This window comes from Cellulomonas soli (assembly GCF_052036975.1).
Lineage (GTDB): Bacteria > Actinomycetota > Actinomycetes > Actinomycetales > Cellulomonadaceae > Cellulomonas > Cellulomonas soli_A.
On the sequence record NZ_JBQIAR010000013.1, the window covers coordinates 35,886 to 52,430 of the forward strand.

A 16,545-nucleotide genomic window follows, 5' to 3' on the forward strand; every position below is an offset into this window, starting at 1 on the left:
AACACGAACCGCGGCGGACCCGCGCCACCGTCACCGGACCCGCACGCCTCGCAGCACCACGGCCCGCGGCGAGCCCAGCACGCCGACGTCCAGCCGCGGATCGGCGTCGTACACGACCAGGTCGGCGCTGGCCCCCTCGCCCAGACCCGGCACGCCCAGCCAGGCCCGCGTGCGCCAACTGGCCGCAGCGACCACGTCGCGAGCCGGCAGACCGGCACGCACCAGCTCGGCCGCCTCGTCGGCGATCCGGCCGTGCGCGATCGTGCCGCCCGCGTCGGTGCCCACCAGCACGGGCACGCCGGCGTCGTGCAGGTCACGCACCAGGGCGTACCGGTGCGCGTGCAGCGCCCGCATCCGCGCGGCGAAACGCGGGAAGCGACGCTCCCCCTGCGCGGCGATCGACTCGAACTGGGCGACCTGGAGCAGCGTGGCCGTCACGGGGATGCCCGCCGCGGCGATCCGGGCGACCTGGTCGGGGGTGGCGCCGCACGCGTGCTCCAGGCAGTCCACCCCGGCGTCCAGCAGCGCGTCGAGCGACTCCGTGGCGAAGGTGTGCGCGGTGACGCGGGCACCGGCCGCGTGCGCGGCGGCCACCGCCTCGGCAAGCACGTCCGCCGGCCACAGCGGACGCAGGTCCCCGTCCGGGCCCAGGTCCCGGTCGATCCAGTCCGCGACGAGCTTGACCCAGCCGTCACCACGGGCAGCCTCCTGCGCCACGGCCGCAGGCAGGTCGGCGACGTCGTCGAGCTCACGGCCGTAGTGCCGCAGGTACCGCTTGGGGCGGGCCAGGTGGTGACCGGCGCGCAGCAGCCGCGGCAACTCGTCGGCCCCGTGCACCCAGGCGGTGTCCGCAGGTGAGCCCGCGTCCCGGACCAGCAGCACACCGGAGTCGCGGTCGGCGACGGCCTGCGCGTGAGCGGTGGCGCGGTCGACGGCACCGTCGGCGGCCAGCCCGATGTGGCAGTGCACGTCGACCAGACCCGGCAGCACCCAGCCCTCGAGCGTCGCGTCCACGGGGGTGGACGGTCGACTGAAGGTGAGCCGGTCGCCGACGACCCACGCCTCGCCGACCTCGCGCTCGTCGTCGAGCACGATCGTCCCGCGCAGGTGCAGCACGCGCCCCGTCACCGCAGTCAGCGCCCTCCGAGCAGCTTGTCGAAGCCGGCCGGCAGCTGCAACGACGAGGGGTCGACCTGCTCGGGTGCCGGCTGCCCCAACCCGAAGGCGGAACCCGCCGGGGCGGACGGACCGTTCAACGCGCGCTCGGTGGCGGCCCGCTCCTGCTCGGCACGCTTGGCCGGGTTGCCGGACTTGCCCTTGACCTTGCGGGCCGGCGGCGCCACCCGCCCGCGCGACTTCTTGCCACCCATGCCTGGCAGGTTGCCCATGCCCGGCATGCCACCGGTGCGGGCCATCTGCTTCATCATCTTCTGCGCGCCGTCGAACCGGTCGAGCAGCTGGTTGACGTCGGTGGCCGTGGTGCCCGACCCGCGCGCGATGCGCGAACGACGCGATCCGTTGATGATCTTCGGGTTGTCGCGCTCGGCGGGCGTCATCGAGCGGATGATCGCCTCGATGCGGTCGACCTCACGCTCGTCGAAGTTGTCGAGCGCCTCGCGCATCTGGCCCATGCCGGGCAGCATCCCGAACATCTTCTTGATCGAGCCCATGTTGCGCAGCTGCTGCATCTGCACGAGGAAGTCCGCGAGCGTGAAGTCCTCACCGCTGGCGAGCTTGCCGGCCATCTTCTCGGCCTGCTCGGCGTCGAACGCCTTCTCGGCCTGCTCGATGAGGGTGAGCACGTCACCCATGTCGAGGATGCGCGAGGCCATCCGGTCGGGGTGGAACACCTCGAAGTCGGTGAGCTTCTCACCCGTGGAGGCGAACAGGATCGGACGCCCGGTGACCGAGGCGACCGACAGAGCCGCACCACCGCGCGCGTCGCCGTCGAGCTTGGACAGCACCACACCGGTGAAGCCGACACCGTCGGCGAACGCCTGCGCGGTGGTCACGGCGTCCTGGCCGATCATCGCGTCGATGACGAACAGGACCTCGTCGGGGTCGACCGCGTCACGGATGTCGGCGGCCTGCGCCATGAGCTCGGCGTCGACGCCGAGGCGGCCGGCGGTGTCGACGATCACGACGTCGTGCTGCTTGGCGTGCGCCGTGGCCAGGCCCTCGCGGGAGACGGCCACCGGGTCGGCGCCGGCCGGAAGGACGTCGTCGTGACCCTGGTTGCCCGGGTGCGGGGCGAAGACCGGCACGCCGGCCCGCTCCCCCACCACCTGCAGCTGCGTCACCGCGTTGGGACGCTGCAGGTCGGCCGCGACCAGCAGCGGCGTGTGACCCTGACCCTTCAGGTGCAGCGCGAGCTTGCCCGCGAGCGTCGTCTTCCCGGCACCCTGCAGACCGGCCAGCATGATGACCGTCGGCGGGTTCTTGGCCAGCGCGAGGGGCCGGTTCTGGCCGCCGAGGATCGTCACCAGCTCGTCGTTGACGATCTTGACGACCTGCTGCGCGGGGTTCAGCGCACCGGACACCTCGGCGGACAGCGCCCGCTCGCGGACAGCAGCCGTGAACGAACGCACGACCGGGACGGCGACGTCCGCGTCGAGCAGCGCACGACGGATCTCGCGGACCGTCGCGTCGATGTCGGCCTCGGAGAGCCGGCCCTTCGTGCGCAGGTTCTTGAAGGTCGACGTCAGACGGTCGGACAGGGTGGCGAACACCGCTACGGACCTCGCTCGGATCGGATCGGCTTGCGGGACTACGGACGGTCCAGGGTACCTGCCAGCCGTCGCGAGGCCCGCGCCACCAGGTCGTCGACGAGCGTGCCGCGCCACGCGCTCCACGCCGCCGGGCCCGCTGCCGAGGCGTCCGCCTCGGTGAGCACCCGCAGGATCCGCAGCATGTCGAGGCGGTGGTCCACGGCCAGCAGCAGCCGCTCGACCGTCTCCGGGTCGTCAGGGTCCTCGGTCGTGGCCAGGTCCGCGAGCGTCAGGTGCTCGCGGACCAGACGGGTGACGTCGGAGGCGACCTGGTCCTCGAACCCCATGCGCGTCACGATCGGTCCGGCCAGGCGGGCACCCTCGACGGAGTGGTCACCGGCGCCCGCACGCTTGCCGATGTCGTGCAGCAGCGCCGCCAGCATCAGCGTGTCCCCCGCCTCGACGCCGCGTCGGTCACGGCCGGCACGGGCGACCGTCTCGACCAGGTGACGGTCGACGGTGTGGCGGTGCACGGGCGAACGCTGCGGGCGGTTGCGCACCGCGGCCCACTCCGGGATCCAGGTGGTGACGACGCCCGCCAGGTCCAGGGCCTCCCAGACCGGCACCTGCGCCGGCCCCGAGGCCAGCAGCTGCAGCAGGTACGTGCGCGCGGCCCGCGGCCACGGCTCGGGCAGCGGCGGGGTGGCCGTCAGGCTGGCGACCGTCACCGGCGAGAGGGTCAGCCCGGTGCGCGCCGCGGTGGCGGCCGCCCGCAACGACAGCAGCGGGTCCTCGGCCGGTCGGGCGTCGACGGCCAGCACGATCTCCCCGTCGTGCTCCACGAGGCCCTCGGCGATGGCGCGCAGACGTGGCGCCGTGCGCCGGCCGCGGACCAGGATCGGCTTGAGCGCGGGGCGTTGCAGCGCCTGGCGGGCGTTGCGCACCGTCGTGTCGAGCGCGTACGAGATGATCCGCCCGGCCTCGGCGATCGAGGCGAGCAGGTCGTCACGGTCGTCGAAGCCGACGACGGCCGCGACCTCGTCCTGGTCGGCCAGCAGCAGACGGTTCGTGTGCCGCCGCGTGGTGACCTGCACGGCGTCACGCACGTCGAGCAGGTGGGTGTAGGCGCTGTCCACCGCGCCGTGCGGGCGGTCGGTGAGCCACGTGGCCGCGAGCGCGCTGAGCACCACGGCGTCGCGGATCCCGCCCCGAGCCTCCTTGAGGTCCGGTTCGATGAGGTAGGCAAGCTCGCCGTGCCGCTCGGCGCGCTGCCGGGTCGAGCCGAGCAGCTCCGGCAGCCGCCGTCGCGCGGCCGAACGCCAGTCGGCCAGCAGGGCCGACTTGGCGCGGGCGATCACCACCGCATCACCGGCCACGGGCTGCAGGTCGAGCAGCCCGACCGCGGCGGGCAGGTCCTTGGAGGCGACCTGGCGGCACTGCGCCAGGGAGCGCACCGAGTGGTCGAGGTCGAGGCCCGCGTCCCAGATCGGGTACCACAGCCGCTGCGCGAGGGCCGCGAGCTCCTCGGCGGAGTGCCCTCGCCCCTCGTGCACGAGCAGCAGGTCCAGGTCGGAGACCGGGCTGGCGTCACCGCGCCCGATCGAGCCGACGGCCCCCAGGGCGACGCCGGTGACGTCGACGCCGTCCGTCGCCTGCGCCCACAGCTCACCGAGGCGTTGCACGACGAGCTCGACCACGGCGGCCCGACGGGCCACCCCGTCGGTGTGCGGGCCCGTGAGGCGCGCGGCGAGATCGAGCCGTTCGACGCGGAGGTCCCGCACCCCGGCGGGGTGCGGGACCTCCGGCGACTCGTTCCCGACCGCACCCCCGGGCGGCCGTTCCTGTGTCATCTGCTGCGTACGACCGTCCCGGTCAGAGTGCGTCGTCGCCGTGCTCACCGGTGCGGACGCGAGCGACGTCCTCGACCGGGACCACCCAGACCTTGCCGTCACCGATCTTGCCGGTCTGCGCGGCCTTCACCACGACCTCGACGACACCGGCCACGTCCTCGTCACCGACCAGGACGTCGATCTTGACCTTCGGGACCAGGTCCACGGTGTACTCCGCGCCGCGGTAGACCTCCGTGTGGCCCCGCTGACGGCCGTAGCCGCTCGCCTCGCTCACGGTCAGACCACGCACACCAGCAGCCTCGAGGGCCGACTTGACGTCATCCAGCCGGTGCGGCTGGATGACCGCCGTCACGAGCTTCGTCATCACTTCACCTCCGTCACAACGCGGGCACCCAGGGTCTCGTACGCCGTCTCACCGTGCACAGCCAGGTCGATACCGCCGACCTCGGCCTCCTCGGAGGCGCGCAGGCCGATGGTGGCCTTGAGCGCCAGACCGATGAGCAGGGTCATCACGCCGCTGAACACCACCGCGGCGAGCGCCACGATGACCTGCGTCGCCAGCTGCGTCGCACCGCCACCGTAGAACAGGCCCTTGAGGGCCCCGTCCGGGAGGAAGGTCGAGTTGGCATCGGTGGCGAAGAAGCCGATGAGCACGGTGCCGGTCAGACCGCCGACCAGGTGGACGCCGACGACGTCGAGCGAGTCGTCGTAGCCGAACTTGTACTTCAGGCCGACGGCGAGGGCGCACAGCACACCCGCGATGGCACCGATGGCGATGGCACCGTAGGAGTCGACCGCCGCGGCGGCCGGGGTGATCGCGACCAGACCGGCGACGACACCCGAGGCAGCACCCAGCGACGTGGCGTGGCCGTCACGCAGCTTCTCCGTGCCGAGCCAGGCGAGCATCGCGACACAGGTGGCGACCATGGTGTTGAGCCAGGCACGACCCGCGACGCCGTCGGCTGCGAACTCCGAGCCCGCGTTGAACCCGAACCAGCCGAACCACAGCAGCGCGGCACCGAGCATGACGAACGGCAGGTTGTGCGGCCGCATCGGCTCCTTGCCGAAGCCCTTGCGCGCGCCCACCAGGATGGCCAGCACCAGGCCGGCGATACCTGCGTTGATGTGCACGACCGTGCCGCCGGCGAAGTCGATCGGGGTGGACAACCCTTCGGTGATGCCGGTCGCGCTGAGCAGACCGCCGCCCCACACCATGTGCGCGAGCGGGATGTAGACGATGGTCACCCAGATCGCGGCGAACACCATCCACGCGCTGAACTTGAACCGGTCGGCGATGGCACCGGAGATCAGCGCGACCGTGATGATCGCGAACGTCGCCTGGTAGCCGGCGGCCACCAGGAACGGCACGCCCGACAAGACCATCAGGCTCTGGTCGTCGGTGGCGCCCTGCAGGCCGAAGAAGTCGAACGGGTTGCCGAACAGACCGGCGACGTCCGTGCCGAACGTGCCCGAGTAGCCGTACAGCACCCAGATGAGGCCGACGATGCCCATGGCACCGAAGCTCATCATCATCATGTTGAGCACGCTCTTGCCGCGCACCATGCCGCCGTAGAAGAACGCCAGACCCGGCGTCATCAGCAGCACGAGAGACGCGGCGGTGATCATCCACGCCGTGTTCCCGCTGTCCAAAGCGAATTCCATCGAGATCGCCTCTCCGCTCGCCAGCCCGGGGTGGCTGGTCTGGTATCACGGTCGAGGAGCGGGGTTTCGGTGATGCGCTGCGACTGTTACAGCGAGGTGACAAGCCCCGCGTCGAGGTAAACGTTCGGTTTCGTCCTTGCCGAGCGTCCAGCATGCGAGAGCGACCGACCCCGCGGCGGCACCTCGCGGCGGCACCTCGTGGCGGCCAGCGGGGTGGCCGGCGGGCGGCGGGCCCTCAGCCGCGCAGCAGACCGTCGACGAACGCCTCCGGGTCGAACGGCGCCAGGTCGTCCGGGCCCTCGCCCAGCCCGACCAGCTTGACCGGCACACCCAGCTGACGCTGCACGGCCACGACGATGCCGCCCTTGGCGGTGCCGTCCAGCTTGGTGAGCACGATGCCCGTGACACCGGCGACCTCCCCGAACACCCGGGCCTGGTTCAGCCCGTTCTGGCCGGTCGTCGCGTCGAGCACGAGCAGCACCTCGGACAGCGGCGCCTGCCGGGTGAGCACGCGGGTGATCTTGCCCAGCTCGTCCATCAGACCCGCCTTGTTCTGCAGGCGGCCCGCCGTGTCGACGAGCACCACGTCCACGCCTTCCTGCGTGCCGGTGCGCACGGCGTCGAAGGCCACCGCGGCAGGGTCGGCACCATCACGGTCCGAGCGGACCGTCGTCACGCCCACGCGCGACCCCCAGGTCTGCAGCTGGTCCGCGGCCGCGGCCCGGAACGTGTCGGCGGCACCCAGGACGACGGTGCGCCCCTCGGCGACCAGCACGCGCGCGAGCTTGCCGACCGTCGTGGTCTTGCCGGTGCCGTTGACGCCCACCACGAGCACGACGGCCGGGACGTGGGTGCCGTCCTCGGCGGTCGCCGGCGTCGTGGCCAGCGACCGGTCCATCGACGGGTCGACGAGGGCCAGCAGCTGCTCGCGCAGCAGCGCCCGCACCTGGGCCGCGTCGCTGAGCCCGTGCACGCGTGCCTGCGTGCGCAACGCGTCGATGAGCTCGGTGGCCGGGCCCGCGCCGACGTCGGCCAGCAGCAGCACCTCCTCCAGCTCGTCCCAGTCCTCCTCGCCGAGGTGGTCGCGCGAGAGCACCGACAGCAACCGTGCACCCAAGGGGGAACCAGACCGCGCCAGGCGGTCGCGGAGCCGTGCCATGCGGCCCTGGACCGGCGCCGGCACCTCGAGCGCCGCGGCGCGTTCGAGCTCCTCGAGCGCCGTGGCCTCGCCGTCGAGGACGGGGAGGGCCTCGACGTCCGGGGCAGGCGCAGGTGCAGGTGCGGTGGCGGGCTCACCCTCCTGGACGGCCGTGGTGCCGTCCACGACGCGGTCGTCGGCGGAGGGCGCCGCCTCGTCCTGCGAGCCCGACCCGCGGCGCCGGACGAGGACGGTCACGGCCGTCGCGGCGGCGGCCAGGGTCGGCAGGCCGACGGCGAGCAGGGTGAGGGTGTCGGGGTTCACCGGCACAGTCTGACGGTCGTCGCGTCCCTCCCGCGACCCGCGCGAGGTGCGGCGCGTTCAGGCCGGCTCCGGTCAGGCCCCGGGCTGACCGGCGGACCCCGCGTGGCCGGGGATCGCGCGACGGGTGACCTCGCTGGCCCGCTGCAGCCGCTCGGCCAGGTCGTCGACCTGCAGGTACGCCTGGCCCTGCTCGACGTTGGCCCGCAGGAACTCGCTCAGGCTCACGTCGACCGGGGTGGCCTCGGCCTCGTCGCCGGGCGCCTCGGCGGAACGTGCACGCCCACGCCAGGCCTCCACGAGCTCGCCGACCGGGCGCTCGCCCTCGCGCGCGGACGACCGCACGGCCATCACGAGGACGGCCGCAGCGACGAGAAGGGCAAGGACGAGACCGACGACAACCACCACACGACCAGTCTGTGCCCGCCCGGCGGCCGGGCCCGACGGCTCGCCTGGCCCGCCGCGAAGGCGCACGAAACCTTCACACCGCCGGGGCCCACGGGCTCCCGAGACGGCACCGGGGGACGCGCCACCCACTCACCTCAGACGGCCGCGTCCTCGCGCATCCGCTGGCTGATGACCGTGGTCACCCCGTCACCGCGCATGGTCACCCCGTAGAGGGCGTCGGCGATCTCCATCGTGCGCTTCTGGTGCGTGACGACGATCAGCTGGGAGTCCTCCTGCAGCTCGCGGAAGATCTCCAGCAGCCGACCGAGGTTCGCGTCGTCGAGCGCGGCCTCGACCTCGTCCATGACGTAGAACGGGCTGGGTCGCGCCTTGAAGATCGCCACCAGCAGGGCCACGGCCGTCAGCGACCGCTCACCCCCCGACAACAACGACAGCCGCTTGACCTTCTTGCCGGCCGGACGCGCCTCGACCTCGATGCCCGTGGTCAGCATGTCGTCGGGGTCCGTCAGCACCAGACGGCCCTCACCTCCGGGGAACAGCCGTGGGAACACCCGGTCGAACGCCTCGGCGGTGTCGCGGTACGCCTCGGCGAACACCTGCTCGACCCGCTCGTCGATCTCCTTGACGATCTCCAGCAGGTCCGCGCGGGACTTCTTCAGGTCGGCCAGCTGCTCGGTGAGGAACTTGTGCCGTTCCTCGAGCGCGGCGAACTCCTCCAGCGCGAGCGGGTTCACCCGCCCCAGCAGGGACAGCGCACGCTCGGCCGCGCGCAGCCGCTTCTCCTGCTGCTCGCGCACGTACGGGACCTCGGTGGGGTCTCCCGGCTCCGGCTCCACGCCGGGCGCCAGCACGACCGGGACCGCCCGGTGCGGACCGAACTCCTCGAGCAGCACGGCCGGGTCCAGACCGAGGTCGTCGACCGCGCGCGCCTGCAGTGCCTCGATGCGCAACCGCTGCTGCGTGCGGGCGACCTCGTCGCGGTGCGCCACGTCCGTCAGCTCGGCGAGCTCCTTGGCACGGGTGTCCACCTCGGCACGCACCGCCGCGATCTCCTCGTCGCGGCGGGTGCGAGCCACCTCCGCGGCCTCCCGCTCGGCGGTGGCCCGGCGCAGCGACACCTCGAGCACGGCCAGGGCGCGGGTCGCACCCTCGCGCACGGCCTCGGCGACCGCCGCCTGCTGCGCACGGGCCTTCTCCCGTGCGGCCGCGCGGGCGCGGGCCTCGCGTTCCGTGCGGGCGGCGCGCTCGAGAGACTCGGCCCTGCCCGACAACGCCCGGGCCCGCTCCTCGCTGGTGCGCAGCGTCAGCCGCGCCTCGGTCTCCCGCGCACGGGCGGCCGTGGCCAGGTCGGACAGCTCGTCGCGGCGGGCGCTGCCGGTCGCGATCGCGGCCTCGCTCTCGGCGGGCTCCCGCTCGGCGGCCTCCAGGCGTGCGGCCAGCTCGACGAGAGTCGCGGTGTCGTCGGCGAGGGTGCGCTCGGCAGCGTCCAACGACGTCTGCATGCGCTCGGCCTCGGCGCGGGCCGCGCGAGCCGTGGAGCCGAGGTGGCCCAGCTGCTCGGCGACCGCGGCCAGGGCGGCGTCCGACTCGTTGAGCCGGTCGAGGGTCTGCTCGTGGGCGGTGCGTGCCGCGGCCTGCGCCTCCACCGCGCCGACCAGCTCGAACCGGACCCGCTGCGCGGTCGCGGTGGCCTGCTGCGCCCCGAGGCGGGCCTGGTCGAGCGCGGACTGCAGGTGCAGAGCGCTGGGCGCCGCGGCCGACCCTCCCCAGGCCCGGTTGCGGGCCAGCACGTCCCCGGCACGTGTGGCGACGACCAGGTGCGGGTGGGAGGCCACGAGCGCGCGCGCCTGGGCGAGGTCGTCGACGACCACCACGTCGGCCAGCAGCGCCTCGACGCTGGCCCGCACCGACTCCGGCGCCTGCACGAGGTCCACCGCGCGCTGCGCGCCCGAGGGCACGTCTGCGGCGGGGAGCACCTGCCCCACCGGTGATACCGACGAGGTGGCCGCCGCGGACCCGACCTCCGCGATGACGAGGGTGGAGCGTCCGGCGTCCTCGGTGCGCAGGTGACGGATCGCGTCGACCGCGGCGTCCACCGACTGCACGGCCACGGCGTCGGCCAGCGCGCCGAGCGCCGCGACGATCGCCTCCTCGTCGCGGACCTGCACCGACAGCAGCGCGGCCAGCGACCCGATGGTGCCCGTCAGACCGTCGGCGGCCAGCAGCGCGCCGGCACCGTCCTTGCGCAGCAGGCTCAGCTCGAGCGTCTCGGCGCGCGACTCCAGGGCGGCGCGCTCACGCTCGGACGCCTCGAGCTGCTCGCGCAGTGCCACGACGTGCTCGGTGGCGAGCTCGAGCGCCTCGAGCGCCGCCTCGTGCTCGGCGTCGAGCCCCTCCTCACCCTGCTCGACCCCCGCGACCTGCGACTCCAGGGCCGTGAACTGCACGGTGGCGTCCTGGCCGCGCCGCTCGGCCTCGGACAGCGCCGCACGCAGCCGGCCGATCTCGGCCTGCGTGGCCTCCACGCGGCTGCGGCGTGCCGCCACCTGCCCGGCGAGGCGCGCCACGCCCTCGCGGCGGTCGGCGGCACCGCGCAACGCCGTGGCCAGCTCCTGCTCGGCGGAGGCCGCCGCCTGCTCGGCCTCGGCCCGTGCCGTGACGGCGGCCTCGAGCGCGACGCGAGCCAGATCGACCTCGGCCGCGAGCTCCGCCTCGGCGCGACGCACCCGGTCGGCCTGCGCCGCGAGGTCGTCGGGGTCCGCGCCGCCGGTGCGCTCCGCGGTGGCCGACCCCAGCAGCCGGACCCGGTCCGCCGCGAGGGACGCCGTGCCGCGCAGGCGCTCACGCTGCGACGAGAGCCGGTACCAGACCTCGCTGGCCTCGCTCAGGGCGGGCGCCGCCTCGGCAGCCTCCCGCTCCAGCGTCGCCAGCCGGCCGCGGGTGGCGCCCAGCAGCTGCTCGACCTGGGCGCGGCGGACCGCCACGGCGGTCTCGTCGGCGATCTCCTGCTCGAGCGTGGCCGTCAGCTGGGCCAGGTCGTCGGCCAGCAGGCGCGCACGAGCGTCCCGCAGGTCGGCCTGCACGACCGCGGCCTTGCGAGCCACCTCGGCCTGCCGGCCGAGCGGTCCGAGCTGACGGCGGATCTCGCCCGTGAGGTCACCCAGCCGCGTGAGGTTGGCCTGCATCGCATCGAGCTTGCGCAGCGCCTTCTCCTTGCGCTTGCGATGCTTGAGGACCCCGGCGGCCTCCTCGATGAAGCCGCGGCGCTCCTCCGGCGTGGCACGCAGCACCGCGTCGAGCTGGCCCTGGCCGACGATGACGTGCATCTCCCGGCCGAGACCCGAGTCGGACAGCAGGTCCTGGATGTCCAGCAACCGGCAGCCCTGGCCGTTGATCGCGTACTCCGAGCCGCCGTTGCGGAACAGCGTCCGCGAGATCGTCACCTCGGAGTACTCGATCGGCAGGGCGCCGTCGGTGTTGTCGATGGTGAGCGCGACCTCGGCGCGGCCCAGCGGCGGGCGACCGGCCGTGCCGGCGAAGATGACGTCCTCCATCTTGCCGCCGCGCAACGACTTGGCGCCCTGCTCGCCCATGACCCAGGCCAGGGCGTCGACCACGTTGGACTTGCCCGACCCGTTCGGCCCGACCACGCAGGTGACACCCGGTTCGAAGCTCAGCGTCGTCGCCGACGCGAACGACTTGAACCCGCGCAGGGTCAGGGTCTTCAGGTGCACGGGGGCAGCCTAAGGCGCGCTCGGGCGAGCACCCGGGAGGTCGGGCCGCCGGGGCGGCCCGACCGACACACTCAGAGTGCGGGGAACCACAGCGCGATCTCGCGCGCCGCGGACTGCGGCGAGTCCGATCCGTGCACCAGGTTCTCGATCACCGGGCGACCCCAGTCGCGGGCGAGGTCACCGCGGATCGTGCCCGGCTGGGCGAGCGTCGGGTCGGTGGCCCCGGCCAGGGACCGGAATCCCTCGATCACCCGGTGCCCCTCGGCGACGATCGCCAGCACCGGACCGGAGGCCATCATCTGCACCAGCGGCGGCAGGAACGGCTTGCCCGCGTGCTCGGCGTAGTGCTCGGTCAGGAGTGCCTCGTCGGCCTGCCGCAGCTCGACGGCCACGAGGGTGTACCCCTTGGCCTCGATGCGGCGCAGCACCTCACCGGCGAGCCCCCGGCGCACGCCGTCGGGCTTGACCAGGACCAGGGTGCGCTGGGTGCGGGGTGCGTCCGTCATGGGCGTCACCCTAGCCGCGCGGCGGCGACTCAGGAGCGCTCTCGTCGGGGTGTGCGGCGTCGTACTCGGCGCGCTCGCGGTCGATGCGGGCACCGAGCCGCACGGCCACGACCCACAGGCCGACGAACACCAGGACGGTCAGGACCGTGAGGTCACGCGCCCCGGCGGGCACCAGCAGTGCCGCGGCCAGCAACCAGCCCTGCAGCACCCAGCCGGCGGCATACCCGCCGGGCCGGCCCACCCAGCCGGCCGCCACCACGAGCAGCAGCACCAGCACCCCGCCGACCGCCCAGACGGTCGGGTCCGGGTGCACGCGCAGGCCGCGCACCACGAGCGTCGCGAACAGCACCACGAACGCCTCGAGCACGAGGATCGTCTGGGTGAACTGGGGCTTCGCGGGTCGCTTGCGGCGCACGGCCGGCGCGGTGGAGCTCATCGGGACAGGCTAACCAGCCGAGGGCCGTTCCTGGGGCGCCGAGGAGTCGGTGCGGGCACCGGCCAGCACGCCGTCGCGGACCTGCGCGTCGGCCGGGGGCGTCGCCGCAGCGACGTCCAGGTCGTCCGCGGCCACTGCCTCGCCCCGGGCGACCATGCCGGCCACGTCGGACAGCCGGACCTCCTTGAGGAACAGCGCGAGCACCAGGCCGACGAGCACCAGCGGGATCAGGTACCAGAACGCGGGAGCAAGGGCCTGCGTGAAGGCGTCCACGACACCCGTGCGGAACGGCTCGGGCAGGGCCTGCACCGCGGCCGGGGTCAGACCCGAGGCGTCGGCACCGCCCGCTCCGGCCGGCACGCCCGCGAACACCGACTCCAGGTTGCTGGTCAGCCGCGTGGTGAAGATCGTGCTGAACAGCGCCGTGCCGACAGCTGCCCCGATCTCGCGGAAGAAGTTGTTCGCGCTGGTGGCGGTGCCGATCTCGTGCGGGTCGACCGCGTTCTGCACGGCCAGCACGATCGTCTGCATGACCAGGCCCATCCCGACACCGACGACGAAGATCATGGCGCCGAACAGCACCATCGACATGTCGCCCGTGATCCGGGTGAGCCACGCGATCCCGGCGGCGGTGATGGCCAGGCCGGCGATGGGGAAGATCTTGTAGCGACCGGTCTTGGTGATCGCGATACCGGAGCCGATCGCGGTGATCATGACGCCGGCCATCATCGGCAGCATGAGGAACCCGGACTCGGTGACCCCGGCCCCGGTGGACATCTGCAGGAACGTGGGCAGGAACGCCAGCGCGGAGAACATGCCCATGCCGAGGATCAGGCCGATGGACGTGGCGATGGTGAACGTGGGGTTGCGGAACAGGCGCAACGGCAGGATCGGCTCGCTCGCCCGGGTCTCGGCGAGGATGAACAGGGCGATCGACACGATCGTCCCGCCGACCAGCGCGAGCAGACCGCGGTTCGACCAGTCGTAGCCGGCGTTGCCGGTCCAGCTCTGCCACGAGGTGGCCAGCACCAGGCCGGAGGTGCCCAGCACCATGAACAGGATGCCGGCCACGTCGATCTTGCGGCCCGAGCGGTGCGTGGGGAGCTTCAGCGTGAACCACGCGGTGACGAACGCGGCGATGCCGATCGGGATGTTGATCCAGAAGCACCAGCGCCAGTCGGCGTGATCGGTGAACAGGCCGCCGAGCAGCGGCCCGACGACGGCCGCGATGCCGAACAGCGCACCCATCGGGCCCATGTACTTGCCGCGCTCCTTGGCGGGCACGATGTCGGCGATGATCGCCTGCGACAGGATCATCAGGCCACCGCCACCCAGGCCCTGCACCCCGCGCCAGAAGACCAGCTCGCCGAACGACTGGGCGAACCCTGCGCCGGCCGAGGCGACCGTGAACAGCCCGATCGCGACGAGGAAGGGCCAGCGACGGCCCCACAGGTCACCGAACTTGCCGTACAGCGGCATGACGATCGCGATCGCCAGGATGTAGGCGGTGACGACCCAGCCCTGGTGCTCGACACCGTTGAGCTCGCCGACGATCGTGGGCATCGCGGTGCCGACGATCGACTGGTCGAGCGAGGACAGGAACATGCTCGCCATGAGCGCACCGAAGATGAGCCAGACGGTGCGGGAGGTCAGGACGACGAGCGGCTTGTCGTCCTCGCGGGGGGCTGCGACGGCAGCGGATGACATGGGTACCTCGGTTCTGGGGTGGCGTGCGGGTGGGTCGGGTCAGTCGGAGACGATGGCGCGCAGCTCGGACATGGCCGCGGCGAGGTGCTCGCGCCCCGAGCCCTGACCGCCGGCTGCGTCCCACCGGGTGAAGGTGGCGTGCATCAGGCACATGACGACGCCGGCGACGGCCTCCGCGCGGTAGGGCGCGTCGGGGCCGAGGCGGCGGCTGATGACGTCGACGAGCTCGCCGCGGTGCCGTTCCATCCAGGCCAGGTGCTTGGTGAGCAGCCGGGGTTCCTGGCGGGCCAGGGCGAGGGCCAGCTCCATGCGGTCGCGCCCCATGGGTGGCTCGTCGAAGAACTGGGCGAGCAGATGCTCGAGGTCCTGCGACAGGCGTCCGGTCGGGCCGCCTGCCACGAACTGCTCGGATGCGGCCGAGGTCATGGGCAAGGGCATGTGCCCCAGCACGGCGTCGTCCTTGGTGGCGAAGTAGTTGAAGAACGTGCGTGTGGACACGCCCGCCTTCTCGCAGATCGCCTCGACGGTCACGGCGTCCAGGCCGTCACGGGCGACGAGCAGGTGTGCGGCGTCGACCAGCGCCTGCTGCCGGGCGTGCTTCTGCCGCGCCCGCAGGCCGGGTGCGGCGGCGGGTACGCGGGGGGTGTCGGGACGCGCGGCGAGGTCGTGCACGGGAAAAACTTACACCCCGTGCAACTTTGCACTCACTGCAATATCAAGCGACGTGCGTCACACCTCGCCGAAACCCTCCTCGACGGCTCCCACGAACGCCCCGACCGCCTCGGCACCCTGCGCACCCCTCGCCTCGACCCGCAGCTCCTGCCCCTGGGTCGCACCGAGCTTCATCAGCTCCAGCACGCTGGCGGCGTCGACCCCGTTGACCGTGACCTTCGCGTCGAACCCACCCAGCATGCGGGCGACCAGCGCGGCGGGCCGTGCGTGCAGACCCAACGGGTTGCGCAGGACGGCCACCGCCGAGACCACACCGTCCTGCGCAGCCGGCTCCGACGCAGGGGTCGGGACCGGCGACCCGGCGAACGTCGAACCCGCCGCCTGCGCGGCGTCGAGCACGCCGAGGAGGTCCGCTCCCCCGAACGCCGTCACCGCCGCCGCCACGGCGCCCTCGACGAACGGGGCATCCGCCAGACGCACCCGCTCGACGACCGGCTCGTCCAGCATCTCCAGCACGGACTCGGTCGTCAGCACGGCCGAGCCGAGATCGGTCAGCACCACCGCGGACCCGCCGTCGGCCGTGGCCTCCAGCAACGCGCGCTCGACCGCGTCGAAGCTCGTCCCGAGCCCGCCGTCGTCCATGCCGCCCGCCGCCAGGATCCGCACACCGGGGGCCATCTGCCCGGCGAGCTCGGCCGCCCCCGCCGCCAGTGCGGCCGAGTGCGACACGAGCACGAGCGCGACCGGCGCGCTCATGCGGCCCCCGCCGCGTCGGCCGCCGCACGCAGGATCAGGGCCGAGGACGCCGCCCCCGGGTCGAGGTGACCCGCCGAGCGCTCCCCCAGGTACGAGGCGCGCCCCTTGGTCGCCACCAGCGGGATCGTCGCCTGGGCACCGTCCGCCGCCGCGTCGGCCGCCGCCGCCAGCACGTCCCCTGGCGTCGCGCCGGCACCTGCGCTCACCACGGCAGCCTCGACCGCGGGCGTCCAGGCGTCGACCATCGTCTTCTCGCCCGTCGTGGCCTTGCCGCGGGCGACGATGCCCTCCAGGGCCGCCTCGAGCAGCGCGACGGCACCGGCGGAGTCGAGCACCGGTGCGGCGCTGACCTTGGCCGCCCGCAGGTACGCCGTGCCGTACAGCGGACCGGCCGCCCCACCGACGGTGGACATGAGGGTGGTCGCCACGAGCTTGAGCACCTCTCCGACCGTCTCCGGCGGGGCCTCCAGCGCGTCGAGGCGAGCCACCACGGCCGAGTACCCGCGATGCAGGTTCTCCCCGTGGTCACCGTCACCGATCTGCCGGTCGAGCTCGATGAGCTCCTCACGGTGCTCGGTGACCACCCGGGCCGAGCGTCGCGTCCAGTCGACCGCCCAGGCCACGTCCAGCGTCATGCGTGCTCCTCC

At 73.2% G+C, this 16,545-nt stretch carries 14 protein-coding genes; all 14 read right to left on the bottom strand.

Annotated elements, in window-relative coordinates; translation table 11 throughout:
• Positions 1 to 30: 30 nt before the first annotated feature.
• Positions 31 to 1,128 carry an amidohydrolase family protein gene (locus ACTHAM_RS13565; protein ID WP_440688326.1) on the bottom strand — a complete coding sequence of 366 codons (1,098 nt, stop codon included), beginning with the start codon at positions 1,126 to 1,128 and terminating at the stop codon, positions 31 to 33.
• Between the two features lie 5 nt (positions 1,129 to 1,133).
• Positions 1,134 to 2,729 carry a signal recognition particle protein gene (ffh, locus tag ACTHAM_RS13570; protein ID WP_440688328.1) on the bottom strand — a complete coding sequence of 532 codons (1,596 nt, stop codon included), beginning with the start codon at positions 2,727 to 2,729 and terminating at the stop codon, positions 1,134 to 1,136.
• A 38-nt stretch (positions 2,730 to 2,767) separates the two neighbouring features.
• Complete coding sequence (locus ACTHAM_RS13575; RefSeq protein ID WP_440688330.1) at positions 2,768 to 4,558, bottom strand: [protein-PII] uridylyltransferase; 1,791 nt, start codon at positions 4,556 to 4,558, stop codon at positions 2,768 to 2,770.
• Positions 4,559 to 4,580: 22 nt separating this feature from the next.
• Complete coding sequence (locus ACTHAM_RS13580) at positions 4,581 to 4,922, bottom strand: P-II family nitrogen regulator (protein WP_440688332.1); 342 nt, start codon at positions 4,920 to 4,922, stop codon at positions 4,581 to 4,583.
• On the bottom strand, positions 4,922 to 6,220 hold the full coding sequence (locus ACTHAM_RS13585; RefSeq protein WP_440688334.1) for an ammonium transporter: 1,299 nt from the start codon (positions 6,218 to 6,220) through the stop codon (positions 4,922 to 4,924). Before ACTHAM_RS13585 ends, ACTHAM_RS13580 begins: the two co-directional genes overlap by 1 nt.
• A gap of 235 nt (positions 6,221 to 6,455) precedes the next feature.
• Positions 6,456 to 7,682 carry a signal recognition particle-docking protein FtsY gene (gene ftsY / locus ACTHAM_RS13590; protein ID WP_440688336.1) on the bottom strand — a complete coding sequence of 409 codons (1,227 nt, stop codon included), beginning with the start codon at positions 7,680 to 7,682 and terminating at the stop codon, positions 6,456 to 6,458.
• Between the two features lie 72 nt (positions 7,683 to 7,754).
• Complete coding sequence (locus ACTHAM_RS13595; RefSeq protein ID WP_440688338.1) at positions 7,755 to 8,087, bottom strand: hypothetical protein; 333 nt, start codon at positions 8,085 to 8,087, stop codon at positions 7,755 to 7,757.
• Between the two features lie 134 nt (positions 8,088 to 8,221).
• Positions 8,222 to 11,821: a chromosome segregation protein SMC gene (smc, locus tag ACTHAM_RS13600; RefSeq protein WP_440688340.1), complete on the bottom strand. Its 3,600-nt coding sequence runs from the start codon at positions 11,819 to 11,821 to the stop codon at positions 8,222 to 8,224.
• A gap of 71 nt (positions 11,822 to 11,892) precedes the next feature.
• On the bottom strand, positions 11,893 to 12,327 hold the full coding sequence (gene ndk, locus ACTHAM_RS13605; protein ID WP_440688343.1) for a nucleoside-diphosphate kinase: 435 nt from the start codon (positions 12,325 to 12,327) through the stop codon (positions 11,893 to 11,895).
• A gap of 10 nt (positions 12,328 to 12,337) precedes the next feature.
• Positions 12,338 to 12,763 carry a DUF4233 domain-containing protein gene (locus tag ACTHAM_RS13610; RefSeq protein WP_440688345.1) on the bottom strand — a complete coding sequence of 142 codons (426 nt, stop codon included), beginning with the start codon at positions 12,761 to 12,763 and terminating at the stop codon, positions 12,338 to 12,340.
• 9 nt (positions 12,764 to 12,772) lie between these two features.
• Positions 12,773 to 14,470: an MDR family MFS transporter gene (locus ACTHAM_RS13615; protein WP_440688347.1), complete on the bottom strand. Its 1,698-nt coding sequence runs from the start codon at positions 14,468 to 14,470 to the stop codon at positions 12,773 to 12,775.
• A 39-nt stretch (positions 14,471 to 14,509) separates the two neighbouring features.
• Positions 14,510 to 15,142 (bottom strand): TetR/AcrR family transcriptional regulator, encoded by a 633-nt coding sequence (locus tag ACTHAM_RS13620; protein WP_440688349.1) that lies wholly within the window; start codon positions 15,140 to 15,142, stop codon positions 14,510 to 14,512.
• A 57-nt stretch (positions 15,143 to 15,199) separates the two neighbouring features.
• Positions 15,200 to 15,898, bottom strand: a complete 699-nt coding sequence (gene dhaM / locus ACTHAM_RS13625; protein WP_440688351.1) for a dihydroxyacetone kinase phosphoryl donor subunit DhaM — start codon at positions 15,896 to 15,898, stop codon at positions 15,200 to 15,202.
• Positions 15,895 to 16,533: a dihydroxyacetone kinase subunit DhaL gene (gene dhaL / locus ACTHAM_RS13630; protein WP_440688353.1), complete on the bottom strand. Its 639-nt coding sequence runs from the start codon at positions 16,531 to 16,533 to the stop codon at positions 15,895 to 15,897. The genes dhaM and dhaL overlap by 4 nt, the downstream gene beginning before the upstream one ends.
• Positions 16,534 to 16,545: the final 12 nt, after the last annotated feature.